The organism is Candidatus Hydrogenedentota bacterium (assembly GCA_035416745.1).
In the GTDB taxonomy this organism is placed as follows: Bacteria; Hydrogenedentota; Hydrogenedentia; order Hydrogenedentales; family SLHB01; genus UBA2224.
Genome location: DAOLNV010000009.1, coordinates 98290 through 114823, shown reverse-complemented (window position 1 = coordinate 114823; position 16534 = coordinate 98290). Strand labels below are relative to the sequence as shown.

The following is a 16534-nucleotide window of genomic DNA, read 5'->3' as shown; positions in this document are numbered from 1 at the left end:
GGCGATTCGTGATGCCGAAGCGCGCGGCGTGGCGGAGGGCGCTCTCGCCGGTTTCAAGAAGCTCCTGGACGAAATGCCGCCGTCGATGGAGGAGACCCTCCGCGCAACGGGCAGACGGCTTCGCCTGAGTCCTGACAGCGTACCAGCGTATGAGGAGGCCACCCAAGCCCTGCAGGATGCCCGCCAACGCATCGTCGACGCGTGTTTGGCCCTGAAGGAGTAAGCCCCGGCCCGTTGCTGAAGGTCCACGAACCCGGTCAATCCCCGTATTTGCCCGGTTGAATCGCACCTTGAAATAATCGCGGGAGTATGATAAAAAGGAGATGGTAGGTGGCTATAAATGCGTCGAATTCTCTATGTCGCTATTTCCCTATCCGTCGTTGCCGGGGGGATAGGGGCAATAGTGTGGCTGGCGGGTTCAGGGGGCAACCCTGTCCAGCCGCCAGAGTCTGAGGATGCATTTCTGCTGGACGTATCCACGCGCGAAGTTCAGTATGGTCCCCATCCCTGGCAAGTGGCGGACATCGTCTTCCCTCACCCCTATGACTACCCAATCAACTCAAACAGCCCCGTGGTGATTTGGATCCACGGCGGGGGATGGTCCAGCGGGAGCCGCAAGGATATCGAGGAGAAAGTCAAAGGGTTTGTCAACCGTACGGGCATCACTTGTCTGAACATCGATTACTCGTTGGGCACGCGCGAGGCGCCCTGTTGGCCGCAAGCTCGTTACGATATCCAGCAGGCCGTCGATTTTGCTCTCGGCGAAGAACTGCCCGCTGTAAGCGGCCCCGTGTACCTGTACGGATACTCCGCTGGAGGCGCGTTGGCCGTCAAGTACGCCCTGGACAATCCCGGCATCGAAGCCGTGGTGGCCGTCAGTGCGCCGCTGAGTTTCGCGGATTGGGAGGCCTCATGGCCCCACGCGGACCTCGTGACGGGGTTCGGCGATGATTGGCGTGCGGAAGACCCCGCAAGCATGACGCACCTCTCATGGCCACACCTCGTCATGCTGCACGGCAGTGACGATCCCATCGTGCCGATGGAGGTCAATCGGTCCGTTCATACTGCCTTGGAATCTTCCCGGCTGATAGAGATCCCCGGGGGCGACCATCTGCTTGCTGGCAAAGAGCACATCGAGTTCGCGGAGGCACTCAAGCTCATGCTCCAGTAGTAGCCGGCTTCTTGTACGGAGTCACTTTTCGCGGCGGTCTGCAACTCACGCACGCGGGTAGAACGCAACAGGCGAATACGGGGGCCTTTCTCGTTGTGGGACCGTGTGGGACCGCCGCCCTCGGCGGTCATCTTCCGCGGCCGCTATCATCTGTGGTTTCAGACAGGCCATATCGGCGATTCTACTCGTAAAGCAGCGCAACATCTCCCTTCCAAACAAAAGCAATCGGCCCGTATTCCTTTGCGCCCAACGTGACGGACAAGGTATGCCTTCCCGATTCCAGCGGAATCTTCCACCGCCATCGCTTCAGCGTCTCGCTGTACCCCTTCTTTTCCCATCCCGGAAGGTATTCGGCCAACGAGACGTCGCCGGCCCAGGTTTGGCCGGGAGCGACATCCGGATTTCCCACGAACGCGACGGAAGTGCGAGGATATACCCTGCCATCAAGCGTGGCATAAGATCCCGCCAGCAAATCGATAATATCGACGGGCTCGCTTGTGTCGTTCCTGTAATTGAGCGTGAATTCCGGCCCATCCAACGCCGTCGAAAAGAGGGGCGCCAGCAATAGCGGCGCTTGGCCAGAGACAGGTTTCGCGCCCTGCTCCCCAAGAGACGCCGCGGCCAAGGCTATGCCAGCCAAAATCGCGACAAAAGAGCTTCCGCAGAACCACGCCCACTTCATAGAAGCCTCCTCTCTCGCCGCCTCTCAACCGCCGGCACGAGACCGCAGTCGGCCAGGCAGCCGAGCGCGCCCCTCTAATGCGTGTTATCCGCGGTTTGCGTCTCCATCCTCCTGCAGATAAAACGATCCTGGACCAGTCTCGTTCAAACCATAGCCTTCGCCTTCGGCAGGCCTCAGTAATCCCCGGCGCACGCTGAGGGGTCTTTTTCGCGACAGGACCGGGCTGTTTATCGCGTACGGCCATGCATTGATTGCCGTTCACGAAGGGACTGGGCATCGACGATGCGGGTTGCTGGGACCCTGGCGTCTTCGCCTGCACCACAAGAAAGGGCACGTTTTCCCCCGCGTGTACGCTACAAACGAGTCAACTCAGTTGGCTAAAGACGTCCGCTATCCCGCATATGAATCTGGCTGGCCTTCCTGTGCTTGATTCGAATGCCGGGGTCGTATTCAGGGTCGCCGCTGCGCCGCCAATCGTCAATAAGCTGTTCTATGCGGGCGTCGTACCGGGGGGCGTAGTTGTTGAGAAGATAGGTAAGCTCGCTCTTGATGCGTTTCGCTTTTCCGTCGCCGGCCTCGCTCATTTTCGTCCGAAGTTCCCGCAATCCCGCCTCGACCTGCCTCGAGTAGTCGCCGCGCGTGGACACGTCGCAGTGAGGCCCCCGCACCTTGCGCTTTGCCTCTTCGCGAATAGCCATCTTCCATTCTGACTTCTTGCGTGCTTTCATGCCGCAATCTCCTCGATACGTCTCCCATCCAAACTGTAAATAGTATGATTCAGTGAGCGAAAATGATCAAATATCCTCTCCCCCCCGCACAAACAACTGCAAATGAATGACTTGCGCCGCTGGGTAATGATGCGCCCAGCCCTGCTGCGTCTTCTCCGATGTCCTGACTGCGCACTCCGGCTGCAAGGCTGGTTTTCCCAAAGCAAAGGTCTTATCTACCGTCCTTTTTCCCCATGTTGTTGGCGTCTCCGCGTATGGACATTGCTGGGTTCCCTAGACATGCGAGCCTTGTCCCTATGCGCATATTCCGCCGGATACAGGCGGGATTTGCCAATTTGCGTTGGCCCAGGACGTCCAGTATAGTATTGCGCTTCGAGGCGCGTTGGAATACCCGATTTCACGAATTTACCCTGGCCGCGCCAAGCGCGGGGAGCATGTGGTGATAGCCATTGTCGACTACAGAGCAGGCAACTTGACCAGCGTGCGGCTGGCCCTTGAGCACTTGGGGTTGCCTGCCAAGGTTACTCAAGATCCGCGAGAGATCGCCTCTGCGGACCACGTAATCTTCCCCGGCGTGGGCGCGGCCGGTTCCGCCATGAAAAACCTGAACCAGCTGGAACTTATTGATGCGCTCCGCGGTGTGGTGCGAAAGGGCATCCCCTTCCTCGGCATCTGTCTCGGGACACAGGTCATCTTCGAGCACTCGGAGGAAGATGGGGGAGTTGATTGCCTCTGCCTCGTCCCCGGAAGCGTCAAGAGATTTGCGCCGCCGGACCCTCTGTGCAAAATCCCTCAGATGGGCTGGAACACCATCCAAATCCGGCGAGAACACCCCCTTTTCCGCGACATCGAGAACGAAAGCGAGTTCTATTTCGTTCACAGCTACTACCCCGTGCCCTCGGACCCATCGTACATCCTCGCCGAAACCGAATACGCGGGCACCCGGTTCGCCTCCGTTATCGGAAAGGACAATCTCGCGGCAACCCAGTTTCATCCCGAGCGCTCAGGACGAATCGGCCTTCAGCTCCTCAAGAACTTCAGTATGTGGGAGGGAACATGCTGACAAAGCGCATCATACCCTGTCTGGACATTCGCAACCGCAAGGTGACCAAGGGCGTTAAGTTCCAGAACAACCTTGATTTAGGCGACCCCATCGAGCTCGCCGTCGCCTATAGCGAAGGCGGTGCCGACGAGCTTGTCTTTTACGATATTACGGCATCAGCCGAAGAGCGGCCCATCGATCTCGAGATGGTCCGCGAAATCGGCAAGGTTATCCACATCCCTTTTGCCGTCGGGGGAGGGCTTCACAGCATCCGCGACATGTACAACGTTCTCGACGCCGGCGCCGAGAAGGTCTCCGTTAACTCGCTGGCCGTGAAGAATCCGCTCATTATCTCCGAGATGGCTAAAGCCTTGGGCCGCCAGAATATCGTTTTGGGCATGGACCCCGTCCGCGCCGAAGATGCTCGGTCATTTCCCAGCGGCTATGAGGTCACGACCCGCGGATTTCGTGAATGCACCGGTCTCGACGCTCTCGAATGGGCCAGACGCGCCGAAGACCTTGGCGCCGGCGAAATCGTAGTCAATTCGGTTGATGCTGACGGTACCCGGGCGGGCTACGAATTGACCCTGACCCGGTTGATTGCCACAAACACCAGTATCCCCACAGTCGCCTCCGGCGGCGCAGGAACCTGCCAACATATCGTCGATGCCTTCACGAAGGCCCACGCTGACGCTGCCATCGTCGCCAGCATGGTCCATACGGGCGAATTCACAATTGCTCAGATCAAAGAAGAGCTGCTTCAGGCCGGCATCCCCATCCGCAAGAAATGGTAAGCCCTCGGGCAGGCGGGGGAGTTGCAGGCCGGCTTCTTGGGAAAACTGTTGACCTTTCTGCAAATCCTTGGCATCATGGCTCCCGGCGAGCAGGCTATGCACTGTAGGGATTGTGTATTGGCCGTCATTTCAAGAGGTGTAAGCGAAGTCGGCAACAATGCAACTCGGGGGACAGCACCCATGAAAAGGCGTTTGTGGTCTGCAATCGGTGTGTTGATGCTCGGGGGGCTGTTGGCGGCAGCGGTTACGGGTTGCCCCTCCGCCCCGCCTGATGCCACATTGGCGCTCATGGTGTCTCCGGCATCGCTCGATTTTGGCACCGACGAGACGTCTCTGACTGTGCAGGTGTGCAAGAACTATACCAGCGTGCCGCTGGGCCGGTTCCTTGCCAGCAGCAACGTTTCCTGGGCTACTGTTTCTCCCGAGACAGGAACCAGTTCAGGCCCCGATGACCCCGCTACGATAAGCATATCCGTCAACCGCGACCTCATGTCCATCGGAACCAATCTGGCCACTGTCAGCATTACCGCTGAGGGCGCTTCACGGGTGCAGGTCTCGGTGCAAGCGGTTCGCGAGGTTACCGCGGCCTTTGCCGTAAGCAGCAATTCGGCGTTTGTAGACGAATTGCTCCAGTTTAAGGACGAGTCCCGGACCGTTTCCGGAACGCCCTCTATCATCAGCTGGCAGTGGGACTTCGGAGATGGCGCATCGAGTACCGAGCAGAACCCCCCGCACGCTTATGCTTCCACGGGGTCGTACGATGTGTCGCTCACCGTGTCCACCGGCGACAAAACGGCAACCCTGACGCGCCGGGATTACGTGTTCATCCGCGCTAAAGAACCTCCAATTGCCGACTTCAGTGCCGAGCCGCTCAACACTATACCCGGCGAAACCATCTATTTCACGAGTCTCGCCGAGCCGGGAACAAGCCCCATAACCTCATACAGCTGGGATTTCGGGGACGGGAGAACCAGCCGCCTCCAGAATCCCAGCTACGCGTACGCCGAGGTCGGCACATATGCCGTCACGTTGACTGTTCAGTCGGCCCATGGCCAAGACACCAAGACCAAACAGAACTACATAACCGTGTCGCCCGTGGCGCCCCAAGCCGCATTCTCGGCGGATGTCCGCGAAGTCGTCTTGGTATCATCCGGAGCAAAGGTGCAATTCCAGGACCTGTCGCAGGCCGGAACATTTCCTATCGTTGAATGGTTCTGGGAATTCGGCGATGGCGCTACCAGCACCGTGACGAGCCCCCTCCATACCTACCAGAAAACGGGCTCTTTCACGGTCTCCTTGACCGTTACCGCACAAAACGGCCAGACGAACACCGCCACAATCGCCAACTACGTCAGAGTGATCGAAAACACCATCGTGGCAGAGTTCACCGCTGACACCCAGAACGCCTATACCGAGCAGGAAATCCAGTTTACCGACGCCTCGTACGCCATCCCTCCGCCCATTACCTCATGGTTATGGGACTTCGGGGACGGCGGCGCCAGCAGCATGGCTAACCCCAGGCATGCCTACAGCGAGGAAGGCGTGTACACCGTGACCCTCCGAGTCGCCAACGCTTACGGTTCCGATACCGAGGTCAAAACCAACTACATCACGGTATCGGCCTTGTCGACCCTGGAACGCTACATCATCGAATCCGGCCCGCCAAGCTACTCCGTCTACTCGTCCGTCGCGGTTCCTTACGAGGACCAAACCATTACCCTGACCGTGCTGGATTTGAGGTCGCAAACCTTCCGGTCCGGCGAAGTGGCGCCTGCTCAATGGCGACATTGGATGCTGGTTGCGACTCCTTCCGTTGCTGCCTCCAATACCGCGCTCATGATCATCGCCGGCGGCTCGAATTCCGACACGCCCAACTTCGATCCTGCAAACCTGCCGACCGAGGCCCTGATCGCCCTCGATTTCGTGGCTCAGATGGGTGCGGTTGCCGTAGTTCTCCCAACGGTTCCCAACCAGCCCCTTGTATTCCATAACGACGGTGTTGGCCGCTACGAAGACGAAGCCATCGCATATACCTATGACCAATACCTGAATGGCGGCGACGAATTCTGGCCCCTCCTGCTGCCCATGACCAAGAGCGCGGTATCGGCCATGGACGTCACGCAGCAATTTGGAGCAACTCTCGGCCTTGCCGTCAACGATTTTGTCGTCACGGGCGCCTCCAAACGCGGCTGGACCACCTGGCTCACCGCCGTCGCGGATGACCGCGTGAGAGCCATCGCTCCGCTCGTGATCGATGTCCTCAACATGAAGACGCAAATGGACTACCACTACCAGGCCTACAACGGCTACTCCGCCGCGGTCCACGACTATGTCGATTTCAACATCTTCGGCCGGTTTGGCACGGTAGAGGGCCAGCAACTGCTCGGGATCGTCGACCCGTATTCCTACCTGTCGCTATTGACCATGCCCAAACTTATCATCAACTCGACTGGAGACCAGTTCTTCCTGCCCGATTCCGCCCAGTTCTATGTCCATGACCTTCCGGGAGAAACCCGGTTGCGCTACATGCCCAATACCGATCACAGCCTCGAGCAGGGCACCGCCTACGAGGAACTCGCCGCCAGCATCTTCAGTTTCTTTGAAGAAGTTACCACGGACGCGCCCTTGCCGTCCTTCACTTGGGAAGTGACGGCCGACAACGAAATCCGGGTTCAGACGGACAGCGCGTTTCCACCCACCGAAGTCAGGCTCTGGTCCGCCACCGTGAACGGGCCGGCGCGCGATTTCCGCTATGAAACCGTCGGTCCAATCTGGTCTTCGGCGCCCCTCAGCGATCCCGATGATGACGGCGTGTACATCGCCGCCGTCACCACTCCCGCGGCGCCAAGTACGTGGACCGGCTTCTTTGTGGAACTCACGTTCAATCACGGCGGCATTCTTCATGCCTTCTGCACCGAATTGCGCGTCACCCCGAACACCATGCCCTACGAGCCGCCCGTCTCGGAGGCTTACAAATACGCCGGCGGCAGCGTCAGCCCATAAAGGAAACAGGGGCTTTGAGACCCCGTTTGGGGGGTGATTGCCCGTGCCGGTCATCTCGGCCGCAGCGGCTTGGCCGCGCCACCCCTGCGGTCCTCGTGTTGTTGACTTGACACTGCTGCCTTTCCCTCGTAAAGTCATCTTCGTTGCCATTGGAGCACTGCAACGAGGGGCTTGACAGCCCGTAAGAGAGGAATCACCGTGGACAGCATGAAACGCCGCGATTTCCTGAAGACCACCGCCGGCCTGTTGGCTGCGACCGCCGCTCTGCCCCTTGCCACATCGGTCGCCGAGACCGCCTCCCTGACCGCCACCACTATGCGCACCCTGGGCAAAACCGGAATCACATGCACCCTGCTCGGCATCGGCACCGGCACCCGGGGAAAGGGCCCCGGCATCACCGATCAGACCCTGCTTCCCGAAGGCGAACTGGTCAAACTCCTCGAGTACGCGTACGAGCGCGGCATCACCTATTTCGACCTCGCCGACCGTTACGGTTCGCATCCCTTCATGAACAAAGCACTCAAGAATTCCATCCCCCGCGAGAAAGTCATGCTTTCCACCAAAGTATGGGAGCGCGAGCCCGAAACCGTCCGGGCCGACATCGAGCGCATCCGCAAGGAGATAGACACCGACGTCCTCGACGTTGTCCTCATGCACTGCTTGCGCAACGGCGAAGAGAACTGGCCTGACCAGTTCAAGGCCACCCGCGACGTCCTGTCCGAAGCCAAAGCCAAAGGCCAGATACGCGCCGTCGGTGTGTCCTGCCATACCTTGGCCTCCTTGAAACAGGTTCCCACCACCGAATGGGCCGACGTGGTCCTGGTCCGAATCAACCCATTCAACAGCCATATGGACGGCCCCGTCGAGGAAGTCGTCCCCGTAATCAAAGCCATTCACGACGCCGGCAAAGGCGTCCTCGGTATGAAGATCCTCGGCGAAGGCGACCCCAACATCGTTGCCAAGATCCCCGAATCGCTCACGTTCGTCATAGGACTCGGCACCGTCGACGCCATGACCATCGGGTTCCTTAACCGGGGAGAACTCGACGGCGTGATCGACCACATCAACGCCGTCGGCAAGGCCGGAACCGCCACGCCCGCCTGACGCGAGCCGCTCCCCAGATTGATCCTCCTGCCAGATTGGGGTACTTTAGAGGTGCTGAAAGGTATCCCGGCGCGTTGGCGGAAGGTGGTCTGTTTCCGCGGGGCGTGCCGGGGGCGCAAAAACGCAAGCATTCAGCCGGAAGGTTGGAACCTTTATCCAAGGGAGTTGTGCCATGAAGATTAGCGTAAGCGGATGGACCGTTGGGGGGTTCAATAACGAGACGCCCGTGCTCGAAGCGGCCAGACTTGCCCAGGACGCGGGGTACGATGCCATCGAGCTGTGTTTCGGCGCGGGGGAGCTGAGTCCGGAAGCCTCCGAATCGTCCCTGGCCGCATTGAAGAAGGGCATCGATGCGATGGGCTTTTCGATCTCGTCCATGGCGACTGGATTCTATTGGGGAAAGTCGTTGTCGAGTCCGGACGAGGCCGAGCGCCGGGAGGCCGTCGAGTTCACGAAGGCTTACATCAACGCGGCGAGGATATTCGGGGTCGATGCGATCCTTGTGGTACCGGGCGCCGTGAATGTGCCGTTCGATCCGTCGCGGCCGGTTGTGCCGTCGAAGACCGTGTGGGAGGTCTCGCAGAAGTCCATCAAGGAACTCCTGCCGGCAGCGAAGGCGGCGGGCGTGGCCCTTTGCATCGAGAACGTCTGGAACAAGTTCTTGACGGGGCCGTTTGAGCTTGTCCAGTACATCGATTCGTTCGATTCGCCGTACGTGAAATCCTATTTCGATGCGGGCAACGTTTTGCTGACGGGCTATCCCGAGCACTGGATCGAGATTCTGGGCGGCAAACGCATCGGCCGGGTGCACGTCAAGAACTTCACGGCCCACGACGGCGGCGGCACGCTGGCGGACTTCACCGACAGCCTTATGAAAGGCACCTTGGACTGGAAGGCCGTGTTCGGGGCGCTCAAGAAGGCCGGTTACGACGGGTACATCACCTCGGAGATGCTCGTGAGCGACAAGGGCTTGCCCGATCCCCAGCTGGCGCGCCAGGTTGCCAAGGATATGCGCCAGCTGCTCGAACAGTATGGTTGAGAAAGCGGCGCTCCGCGGGTTAGAGAAGCGAAAAAAGGAGAGGATCATGCACAAGGTGGGAATTATCGGACTCGGGTTCATCGGGAAGATGCACCTCGGCTCGTTGCGCAGGACGGGTATGGCGGAAGTCGTGGCCGTCGCCGACAAGAACCCTGCAAACCTGGGCAAAGGGGCCGTACAGGAAGGCAATATTGCGCTCGGGGGCGATCTGAGCCTCGACGGGGTCAAGACTTACAGCGACGGCGACGAACTGCTGGCCGATCCGGACGTCGAGATCGTGTTGATCGGCCTGCCGACCAATCTGCACAAGGAGTACTCGTTGAAGGCCATCAAGGCGGGCAAGCACGTGATGTGCGAGAAGCCGTTTGTGCGCCACGCGAAAGAGGGCAAGGAGATCCTTGAGGCGCTCAAAGGGTACGACAAGAACTTCATGGTGCTCCAATGCATCCGGTTCTGGCCGGCATATGCCAAGGCGTACGAGCTGATCGAGTCGGGCGAATACGGCAAGGTGCTGTCGGCCCATTTCGTGCGCAACAGTCCCAAACCCACGTGGAGCTGGGACAACTGGCTTCTGGACAATCCTCGCGGCGGCGGCGCGCTCGTGGACCTGCACATCCACGACGTGGATTTCGTCAACTACTGCTTCGGGAAACCGGCGAAGCTCGAAGCGGCGGGCGTAAACATCCCGGGCGAAGGCGTGGGCGACATCATGGCGCTGTATACGTATAAGGACGGTCCTGTGGTCAGCCTGCATGGCGCCTGGAACTTCATGCCCAAGTTTCCGTTCCGGATGGCGTTCCGAATAGCGCTCGAGAAGGCCTCGTTCGAGTTCAACTCGACGGTGGACATGAACCTGCACGTGTATCCCGAGGACGGGGGGGCGCTGACTCCCGAACTTGATCCTGCCGACGGGTACCTGCTCGAAGAGAAGTATTTTCTTGAGTGCATTGACAAGGGCGAGAAACCGTCGCTTGTGACGCCGGAATCCGCCCTCGAAGCGGTCGCTCTGGCCGAGCAGGAACTGGCCGCGATGGCGTAAGCCCGTTTGCATACCGCTCACTGTTTCCGCCCGGAGGCGCGGTTTCCGGGCGGTTGCTTTTGTTCACGTTGCGCCTTGGCGCTCTTGAGGCGGCGCGAGCGTTCCTTTTCCCTCTCATAGGCCGTGAGGGTATACTGATCGCCGATGCCATTCGTGAAAGGGGGGCCCATGTCCACGGCGGATTCGTTGCATGCGGCTATCGGCGCGTGGACACGCGCCTTGGGCGAGGCGCATGTCCGGACGGACGAGGAAACGCTCGAGCGCTACTCGAGGACCACGCAGGACACCGCGCCGCGTCCCGCTTGCATCCTGTTTCCGGAATCCACCGCGCAGGTGCAGGAGATCGTGCGCATCGCCGGGCGGCACGGCGCGGTGGTCTATCCAATATCACGCGGCCGGAACTGGGGATACGGCGATGCCTGCGCGCCTACGCCGGGCGCGGCGATCGTCGATCTCTCGCGAATGAACCAGATCCTCGAGGTGAACACCGAGCTGGCGTACGCGGTCATCCAGCCGGGGGTGACGCAGGGTCAATTGTACGAGTATCTGGCAGAGCATGAGACCGGATTGTGGATGGATAGCACTGGTGCGGGCCCGGAAGCCAGCCTGGTGGGCAATACGCTCGACCGGGGTTTCGGGCACACGCGTTACGGCGACCATTTCGAGACCTGCTGCGGGATGGAAGTGGTGCTTGCCGACGGCCGTGTACTCGAGACCGGATTCGGCCATTTTGCGAATGCCAAAGCCGGCCGCGTGTACCGTTACGGGGTGGGTCCGTTTCTCGACGGGATCTTCTGCCAATCGAATTTCGGCATCGTGACGAAGATTGGCCTTTGGCTCATGCCGCAGCCGGAAGCCTTCTGTTTCTTCTTCTGCACAGTGAAAGAGGACGGGGATCTCGAGCGTCTGATAGATGCATTGCGCCCGTTCCGCCTGCGCAAGATGCTCGATTCGGCCATTCACATCGGAAACGATCTGCGCGTGCTCAGCAGCAGGATTCACTACCCCTGGGAGTCCGCGGGCGAATTGGGGGCGCTTCCGGAGCGTTTCAGGCAGCAATTGCGGCATATGCACGGCATCGGCCCGTGGAGCGTGGGCGGGGCGCTGACGGGCACGCGCGGGCACGTGCGCGGTATGCGGCGGCATCTCCGGCGCGCGCTTGGGCCCATTGGAAAGCTGGTCTTCGTAAGTGACGCGAAGCTGGCACTCGGCGAACGCATCGCGCGCGCCGCGGAACGCTTCGGGATGCGCAAACTCTCCGAACAGCTTGCATCGTTGCGGCCTGTATACGCCCAGATGAAAGGCGCACCGGCCGGCGAATCGGTCCACGGCACCCAGTGGCGTCTGCGGCACCCTCCCGAGCATGAATCCGACCCGAAGGATCCCCTCGAGACAGGTTGCGGGCTGATGTGGTTTTCGCCAGTGCTGCCCGTGACCGGGCGCGACGCCCGCCGCGTGCTGGACTTGGTCGGGCCGGTCCTTGCGCAATACGATTTCGACCTGCTGGCGACGTTCACGCTGCTCAACGAGCGCTCGATGATCGGCATCCTCAATGTGGCCTTCGACAAATCGGCGCCCGAAGAGACGGCCCGCGCCATGGAATGCTATGATGCCGCCATGAAAATCCTTATTCAGGACGGCTACGTCCCGTACCGGACGGGGCTTCGCGGAATGGAAAAGATTCGGAATGGGGGAGACGTGTTCTGGCAAGTGGCCCGCGAGATCAAGCAGGCCCTGGACCCCGGCGACATCATCGCCCGGGGGCGCTATGTACCGCCGCTGGACGAATCCGGCCGGCCCGGGCTGAAATAGGACTTGTCCTCCAAGCGTTTCCTTTAGGTCCGCGATGCTCGTGTTTTCGTCGACTTGAAGGAGGTTCCATATGGGAAACATGCTTGTATTGGGAGCCGTAGCTATTCTTGTGTGCACCGGGCTGTCGTTACAGGTTCTGGCTGGCGAGGTCGAGACTGCCGGGGATAGCGCGAAGGAAGAGGCGCTGCGGGTGGGAGACGTTGCGCCGAACGTCAAGCTTGTGGCAACGAACACGGAAGGCGAGAAGAACCAGGTGGAACTGAAATCGTTCCAGGGCAAGAAGAATGTGCTGCTTGCCTTCTATCCCAGGACGTTCACGGCGGGCTGCACGAAACAGATGTGCGGGTACCGCGACGATTTTTCGCGTTTCAAGGATGCCGACACCGAGGTGTTCGCGATCAGCGTCGAGCCCCAGGATTCCAGCGACCGCTTCAAGAAAGAGTACCAGCTGCCGTTCAACGTAGTGGGCGACGGCGAGCGCAGGATCGTGAAGGCCTTCAAGGTGCCGGTGCGCGACCAGGACGGCAACGGCTATGCCAAACGGTCGGTATTCCTGATTGACAAGAAAGGGATTATCCGCCACATTGACATGGACTACGATATCGAGAAAGACAAACAGGATGTGTACGAGCGGATCGCCGCGCTGAACAAGTCCGAAGAATCCTGAGCATCGCCCGGCCCGCGCGGAACGTCTAGAGACGTCAGGTGAAGGAGAACAGTCAATGCCGAACCTGTCGCGCGTCCCCATTTTCTGTTCCCACGAACACTGGGGCAGTATTGACTCGATAGGCGCCGTGGAGGGCGGGTTTCGCGCGGACATGGAAAGGGGGGCAGTGCCTGACCGGGATACGGGCCTCATGGATATCCTGCTCGACCCGTATTTTCGCGGAATGCTGGCCTCGGGAGGCGAGGACCTCGATGGGTGGGCCCGGCAGGCGAAGGCGGCAAGTTTCCATGATTGGGCGCACGAGCGCCCTTCGGAAGCGTACGAGGCTCTCCGGCCGGCGCTCGAGCGCGAGCAGCTGACGGGGACGTTTCAGTGCATCCGGCGCGGGCTCGCCGATCTTTATGATGTGGATATCATGCAAGTTTCTACAAGCAGCTGGCTGGCCCTGGACGAGGCGATCTGCCGCAACTATTCTAGGGTGTTTCAGTGGTACCTGGAAGTCATGAAACGGGCGGCGTTCTCGGAGCTGATACGCCCGGTCCACCCGGAGTTCTACCTACATGATGCGACGAATGAAACCGCTCGCCTCGAAGCATCCTTCACGCACAGCGTGATGCGTATCGATCCGCTCCTGACGTTCTGGAAAGAGGAGTGCCCCCGGCGGGATACGCTCGAACAGACCTTGGGCGTCGTACCGCGCGACGCCGCCAGCTGGCGCCGGTTCATTGGCACGCTGCTCGATCTTGCCGCGGCAAAGGGGGCCGTTGGGATAAAGCAGTTGCAGGCGTATAAGCGCTCCCTCGAATTCTTGCCAGTTGAAGACAAGGATGTCGCGTGGACTGGCGCGCTGGACGGCGGACAGGTGCGGGTGTTTGAGGACTGGGTGGTTCACGAATGCTGCCGGCAGGCCGATGATCGCGGGTGGGCGCATCAGATTCACACGGGCACGCACAACCTGACCCAATCTTCGCCCATGCCGCTTGCGGCGCTTGCGAAGCGCTATGGAAAGCAGAAGATCGTGCTTCTGCACTGCTGGCCCTATACCCGGGAGGCGGGCTGGCTGGCCAAGTACCATCCCAACGTGTATCTTGACACCTGCTGGATGCCTATCCTGAACCCGGTGTTCCTGCGCGATGCGTTGGAATCGTGGCTGAGCTATGTGCCATCGAACAAGGTCATGGCTGGTAACGACGCGACATCGGTCGAGATGGCGGTTGGCGCGTCCTTGTTCACGCGGGAAATTGTTACGGAAGCGCTCGCGGGGCAATCGCACCGCCTTGGTTTGAAGCCCGACGCTCTCCACCGCGTCGCACAGGCCTTCCTGAACGACAATGCGGTTGCCGTTTACGGAATTGGCGAGCACACTGACCAGACAATCTGAGGCGGAGAATGTCTACAGCGAGTTGACGAGCGGGTCGTCCGACTTCTCACGGAAAAGGCTTGGTTCGGGTAGCCTGTCTTCGTAAATCTCGACCCCTAGCTTCTGGCGCAAAGCCTTCATGAATTTGACGTAATAGAGCGCGGGGGCCAAGTCTTGTTCGGCCTCCTCGAGGGTCTTCTGGGAAGGCGGCGTGATTTCGAGGATCTCGGCGACGAGGTAGCCCGTGAGAGCTGTGCGTTGCGGCTCTTTTTCGGCGCCGGGGATCACCATTTCCCAATTCTCGATAATCATGGGACCCAATATGCGGCCCTTCTGCGTTCCTGATGCCTGTTCCCAGAATGACTGGAACTTCTGCTGGCCGCTGTTGACGAAGGTAGTCTGGAGCGGGATGGCCTTACGCGCTTCGAGAAACGACTTGAGAACCTCGTCCCATGCGTCTCCCATGACGAGGCGCTTGCGCGCCTCCGCTGAGTTGGGGCCGGCGTCTGCTGTTTGAACGGGGAAGATCAGCCCTCGGAAGGTTGCTTTTTCGGGGTTGAAGAGCTCGCTCTTGCGCATATCGTATTCTTTCTGCAGCTCTTCCGGGGAGATCTCGATTTCCTTGGCCTCCACGGCCTGCTGGACCGCCCGTATCACCGCCTCTTGGCGGAGCAGAACCTGTTTCAACTCCTCGATGCCCTGCAGGCGTTTCTGTTTGATCGCGTCGATGTCGGCCTGGGTCATGCCGAACTGCTCGGGATCGTCTGGGAGAACGCTCATCTCGGGGTGTTGCGCGTCGAAGAGGCGGGCAACCTGCTCGCCGGGAGGTTCCTCGAGCGCGCCTTCCGTGAGCGCGCTGGCGAGCACCTGCTTCTGCAATTCCTCGTCGATGTATTTCTCAAGAACCTTGAGCAGATCGCCCCGGTTATTGATATGGGGGCGTTCCTCGGGCGTCATCACCCGCAGATGGCGGAAGAGATCGCCCCGGGTAATGTAACGCTCGCCCACTTTGGCGATGCGGATACGGTCTTTGTCGACGATGCCTCCGCATGAAGCGATGACGCATACGAGGACCACTGCAAGGACGGCGTTGCTTAACTGCATAACGGGGAATGAGTGCCTCATCGAATAAATCTCCTTTATCACGGAGAGAGTGTAGCACGATCAGGCCGCGCGGGGAAATTTCCGCCCATTCTGGTTCACGGCGCGTGGGATCCGTGCTTGCGTAAGGTCCGTTTCTGCCTAAATGATTGCTTGCCCGGTCTGTTGCGCGCGATCCGGTGCGGTGATATGATCGGCCGCAAGGATTCGAACGGGACGTAAAGGGACATTCGAGACGCTCTCAGCTGAGGATTGGCTATGAATATTGGCTACTTACTCTTCATGGGTCTTCTTTGCACCACGTTGACGCTATGGGCCATTGTGGCGATTCGCGACGACGGACAGGGCGTCTCCGAGGACGATGAGTCTGCGCCCGAACAAGCGGTCAAAGACACGGAGACCGCTTCCTCAGAGCCCCAAGGGGAACAAGACGCACTCCCATCCGACGAGAAACAACGCTGATCAAAGACGGCGCCGCCCTTTTTCGCCATGTTGGGTCTACGCGACGCCTGTCTGACGTGTGCGGGTACTGATCCCCGCCATCCCGTGTGCGCGTTTATGGCAATCGTTCCCGCCGTTACATAGCCTTCCGGCCATGACCAGGGCTCATTCTTCGGGCGGTGCATCCTCGTCTTTGGCCGCTTCCAGGGAACGCAGAAACGCGTCAATGTCGATGCCGGTGTCCGGAAGACCCTGCTCGGGATGGAATCGCAGGGGGGCGCGGATATAAGCGCGCTGGCACGCGGGGCACAAGTCCAGCTCAAATCCCTTGTAGATGGTCTCTTCGAGCTCTTTGGGGTCCTTGTCTGCGAATTGCCTGACCAGGTCCTCCAACTCCTTCTTGTGGTCGCGGAACAGGTCAAGGAGTGAGAATTCGAGGTCGCCTTTGGCAATGCGAACGTCGATCTTCACTTTGTAGCGGGTGTCGGTTCGCTTCATTTCCTTGCCGCAGCCGTCGCACACATACCGTTGCATCAATGCATCTCCCATCT

General features: G+C 59.8%; 16 protein-coding genes. 12 read left to right on the top strand and 4 right to left on the bottom strand.

All coding sequences use genetic code 11. The annotated features are described in order from the left end of the window. Positions 1 to 223 (top strand): hypothetical protein (locus PLJ71_05510; GenBank protein HQM48123.1); only part of this gene is annotated, 223 nt, incomplete at its 5' end. A 117-nt stretch (positions 224 to 340) separates the two neighbouring features. Next, positions 341 to 1171: an alpha/beta fold hydrolase gene (locus tag PLJ71_05505; protein HQM48122.1), complete on the top strand. Its 831-nt coding sequence runs from the start codon at positions 341 to 343 to the stop codon at positions 1169 to 1171. A 181-nt stretch (positions 1172 to 1352) separates the two neighbouring features. Here the strand turns inward: PLJ71_05505 and PLJ71_05500 are convergent, their stop codons facing one another. Together PLJ71_05500 and PLJ71_05495 are read right to left on the bottom strand one after the other, a co-directional pair. Then, positions 1353 to 1853 (bottom strand): hypothetical protein, encoded by a 501-nt coding sequence (locus PLJ71_05500; protein ID HQM48121.1) that lies wholly within the window; start codon positions 1851 to 1853, stop codon positions 1353 to 1355. 377 nt (positions 1854 to 2230) lie between these two features. Next, a complete protein-coding gene (locus PLJ71_05495; GenBank protein ID HQM48120.1) occupies positions 2231 to 2581 on the bottom strand; it encodes a hypothetical protein in 351 nt (116 codons plus the stop codon). Between the two features lie 439 nt (positions 2582 to 3020). On the opposite strand from PLJ71_05495, the gene hisH reads away from it, so the two are divergent. The 9 genes from hisH (at position 3021) to PLJ71_05450 (ending at position 14462) form a co-directional block, all read left to right on the top strand. Next, a complete protein-coding gene (gene hisH, locus PLJ71_05490) occupies positions 3021 to 3644 on the top strand; it encodes an imidazole glycerol phosphate synthase subunit HisH (protein ID HQM48119.1) in 624 nt (207 codons plus the stop codon). Next, positions 3638 to 4417: an imidazole glycerol phosphate synthase subunit HisF gene (hisF, locus tag PLJ71_05485; GenBank protein HQM48118.1), complete on the top strand. Its 780-nt coding sequence runs from the start codon at positions 3638 to 3640 to the stop codon at positions 4415 to 4417. The genes hisH and hisF overlap by 7 nt, the downstream gene beginning before the upstream one ends. A gap of 180 nt (positions 4418 to 4597) precedes the next feature. Next, positions 4598 to 7420: a PhoPQ-activated protein PqaA family protein gene (locus PLJ71_05480; protein ID HQM48117.1), complete on the top strand. Its 2823-nt coding sequence runs from the start codon at positions 4598 to 4600 to the stop codon at positions 7418 to 7420. A gap of 207 nt (positions 7421 to 7627) precedes the next feature. Beyond that, a complete protein-coding gene (locus PLJ71_05475; protein ID HQM48116.1) occupies positions 7628 to 8524 on the top strand; it encodes an aldo/keto reductase in 897 nt (298 codons plus the stop codon). 172 nt (positions 8525 to 8696) lie between these two features. Next, positions 8697 to 9563 (top strand): sugar phosphate isomerase/epimerase family protein, encoded by an 867-nt coding sequence (locus tag PLJ71_05470; protein HQM48115.1) that lies wholly within the window; start codon positions 8697 to 8699, stop codon positions 9561 to 9563. 46 nt (positions 9564 to 9609) lie between these two features. Beyond that, on the top strand, positions 9610 to 10602 hold the full coding sequence (locus PLJ71_05465) for a Gfo/Idh/MocA family oxidoreductase (GenBank protein ID HQM48114.1): 993 nt from the start codon (positions 9610 to 9612) through the stop codon (positions 10600 to 10602). Positions 10603 to 10770: 168 nt separating this feature from the next. Continuing rightward, positions 10771 to 12414, top strand: coding sequence for an FAD-binding protein (locus PLJ71_05460; GenBank protein ID HQM48113.1), 1644 nt, complete (start codon positions 10771 to 10773; stop codon positions 12412 to 12414). A 70-nt stretch (positions 12415 to 12484) separates the two neighbouring features. After that, positions 12485 to 13081, top strand: coding sequence for a redoxin domain-containing protein (locus tag PLJ71_05455; protein ID HQM48112.1), 597 nt, complete (start codon positions 12485 to 12487; stop codon positions 13079 to 13081). A 55-nt stretch (positions 13082 to 13136) separates the two neighbouring features. Beyond that, entirely contained in the window at positions 13137 to 14462 is a 1326-nt protein-coding gene (locus tag PLJ71_05450) for an amidohydrolase family protein (protein ID HQM48111.1), read from the top strand. A 12-nt stretch (positions 14463 to 14474) separates the two neighbouring features. Here PLJ71_05450 and PLJ71_05445 read toward each other — a convergent pair whose 3' ends face one another. Further along, positions 14475 to 15566: a hypothetical protein gene (locus PLJ71_05445; protein HQM48110.1), complete on the bottom strand. Its 1092-nt coding sequence runs from the start codon at positions 15564 to 15566 to the stop codon at positions 14475 to 14477. 234 nt (positions 15567 to 15800) lie between these two features. Between PLJ71_05445 and PLJ71_05440 the strand changes: the two genes are divergently transcribed. Next, on the top strand, positions 15801 to 16004 hold the full coding sequence (locus tag PLJ71_05440; protein ID HQM48109.1) for a hypothetical protein: 204 nt from the start codon (positions 15801 to 15803) through the stop codon (positions 16002 to 16004). Positions 16005 to 16148: 144 nt separating this feature from the next. On the opposite strand, the gene PLJ71_05435 is transcribed toward PLJ71_05440, so the two are convergent. After that, positions 16149 to 16517 (bottom strand): hypothetical protein, encoded by a 369-nt coding sequence (locus PLJ71_05435; protein HQM48108.1) that lies wholly within the window; start codon positions 16515 to 16517, stop codon positions 16149 to 16151. Positions 16518 to 16534 lie beyond the last annotated feature (17 nt).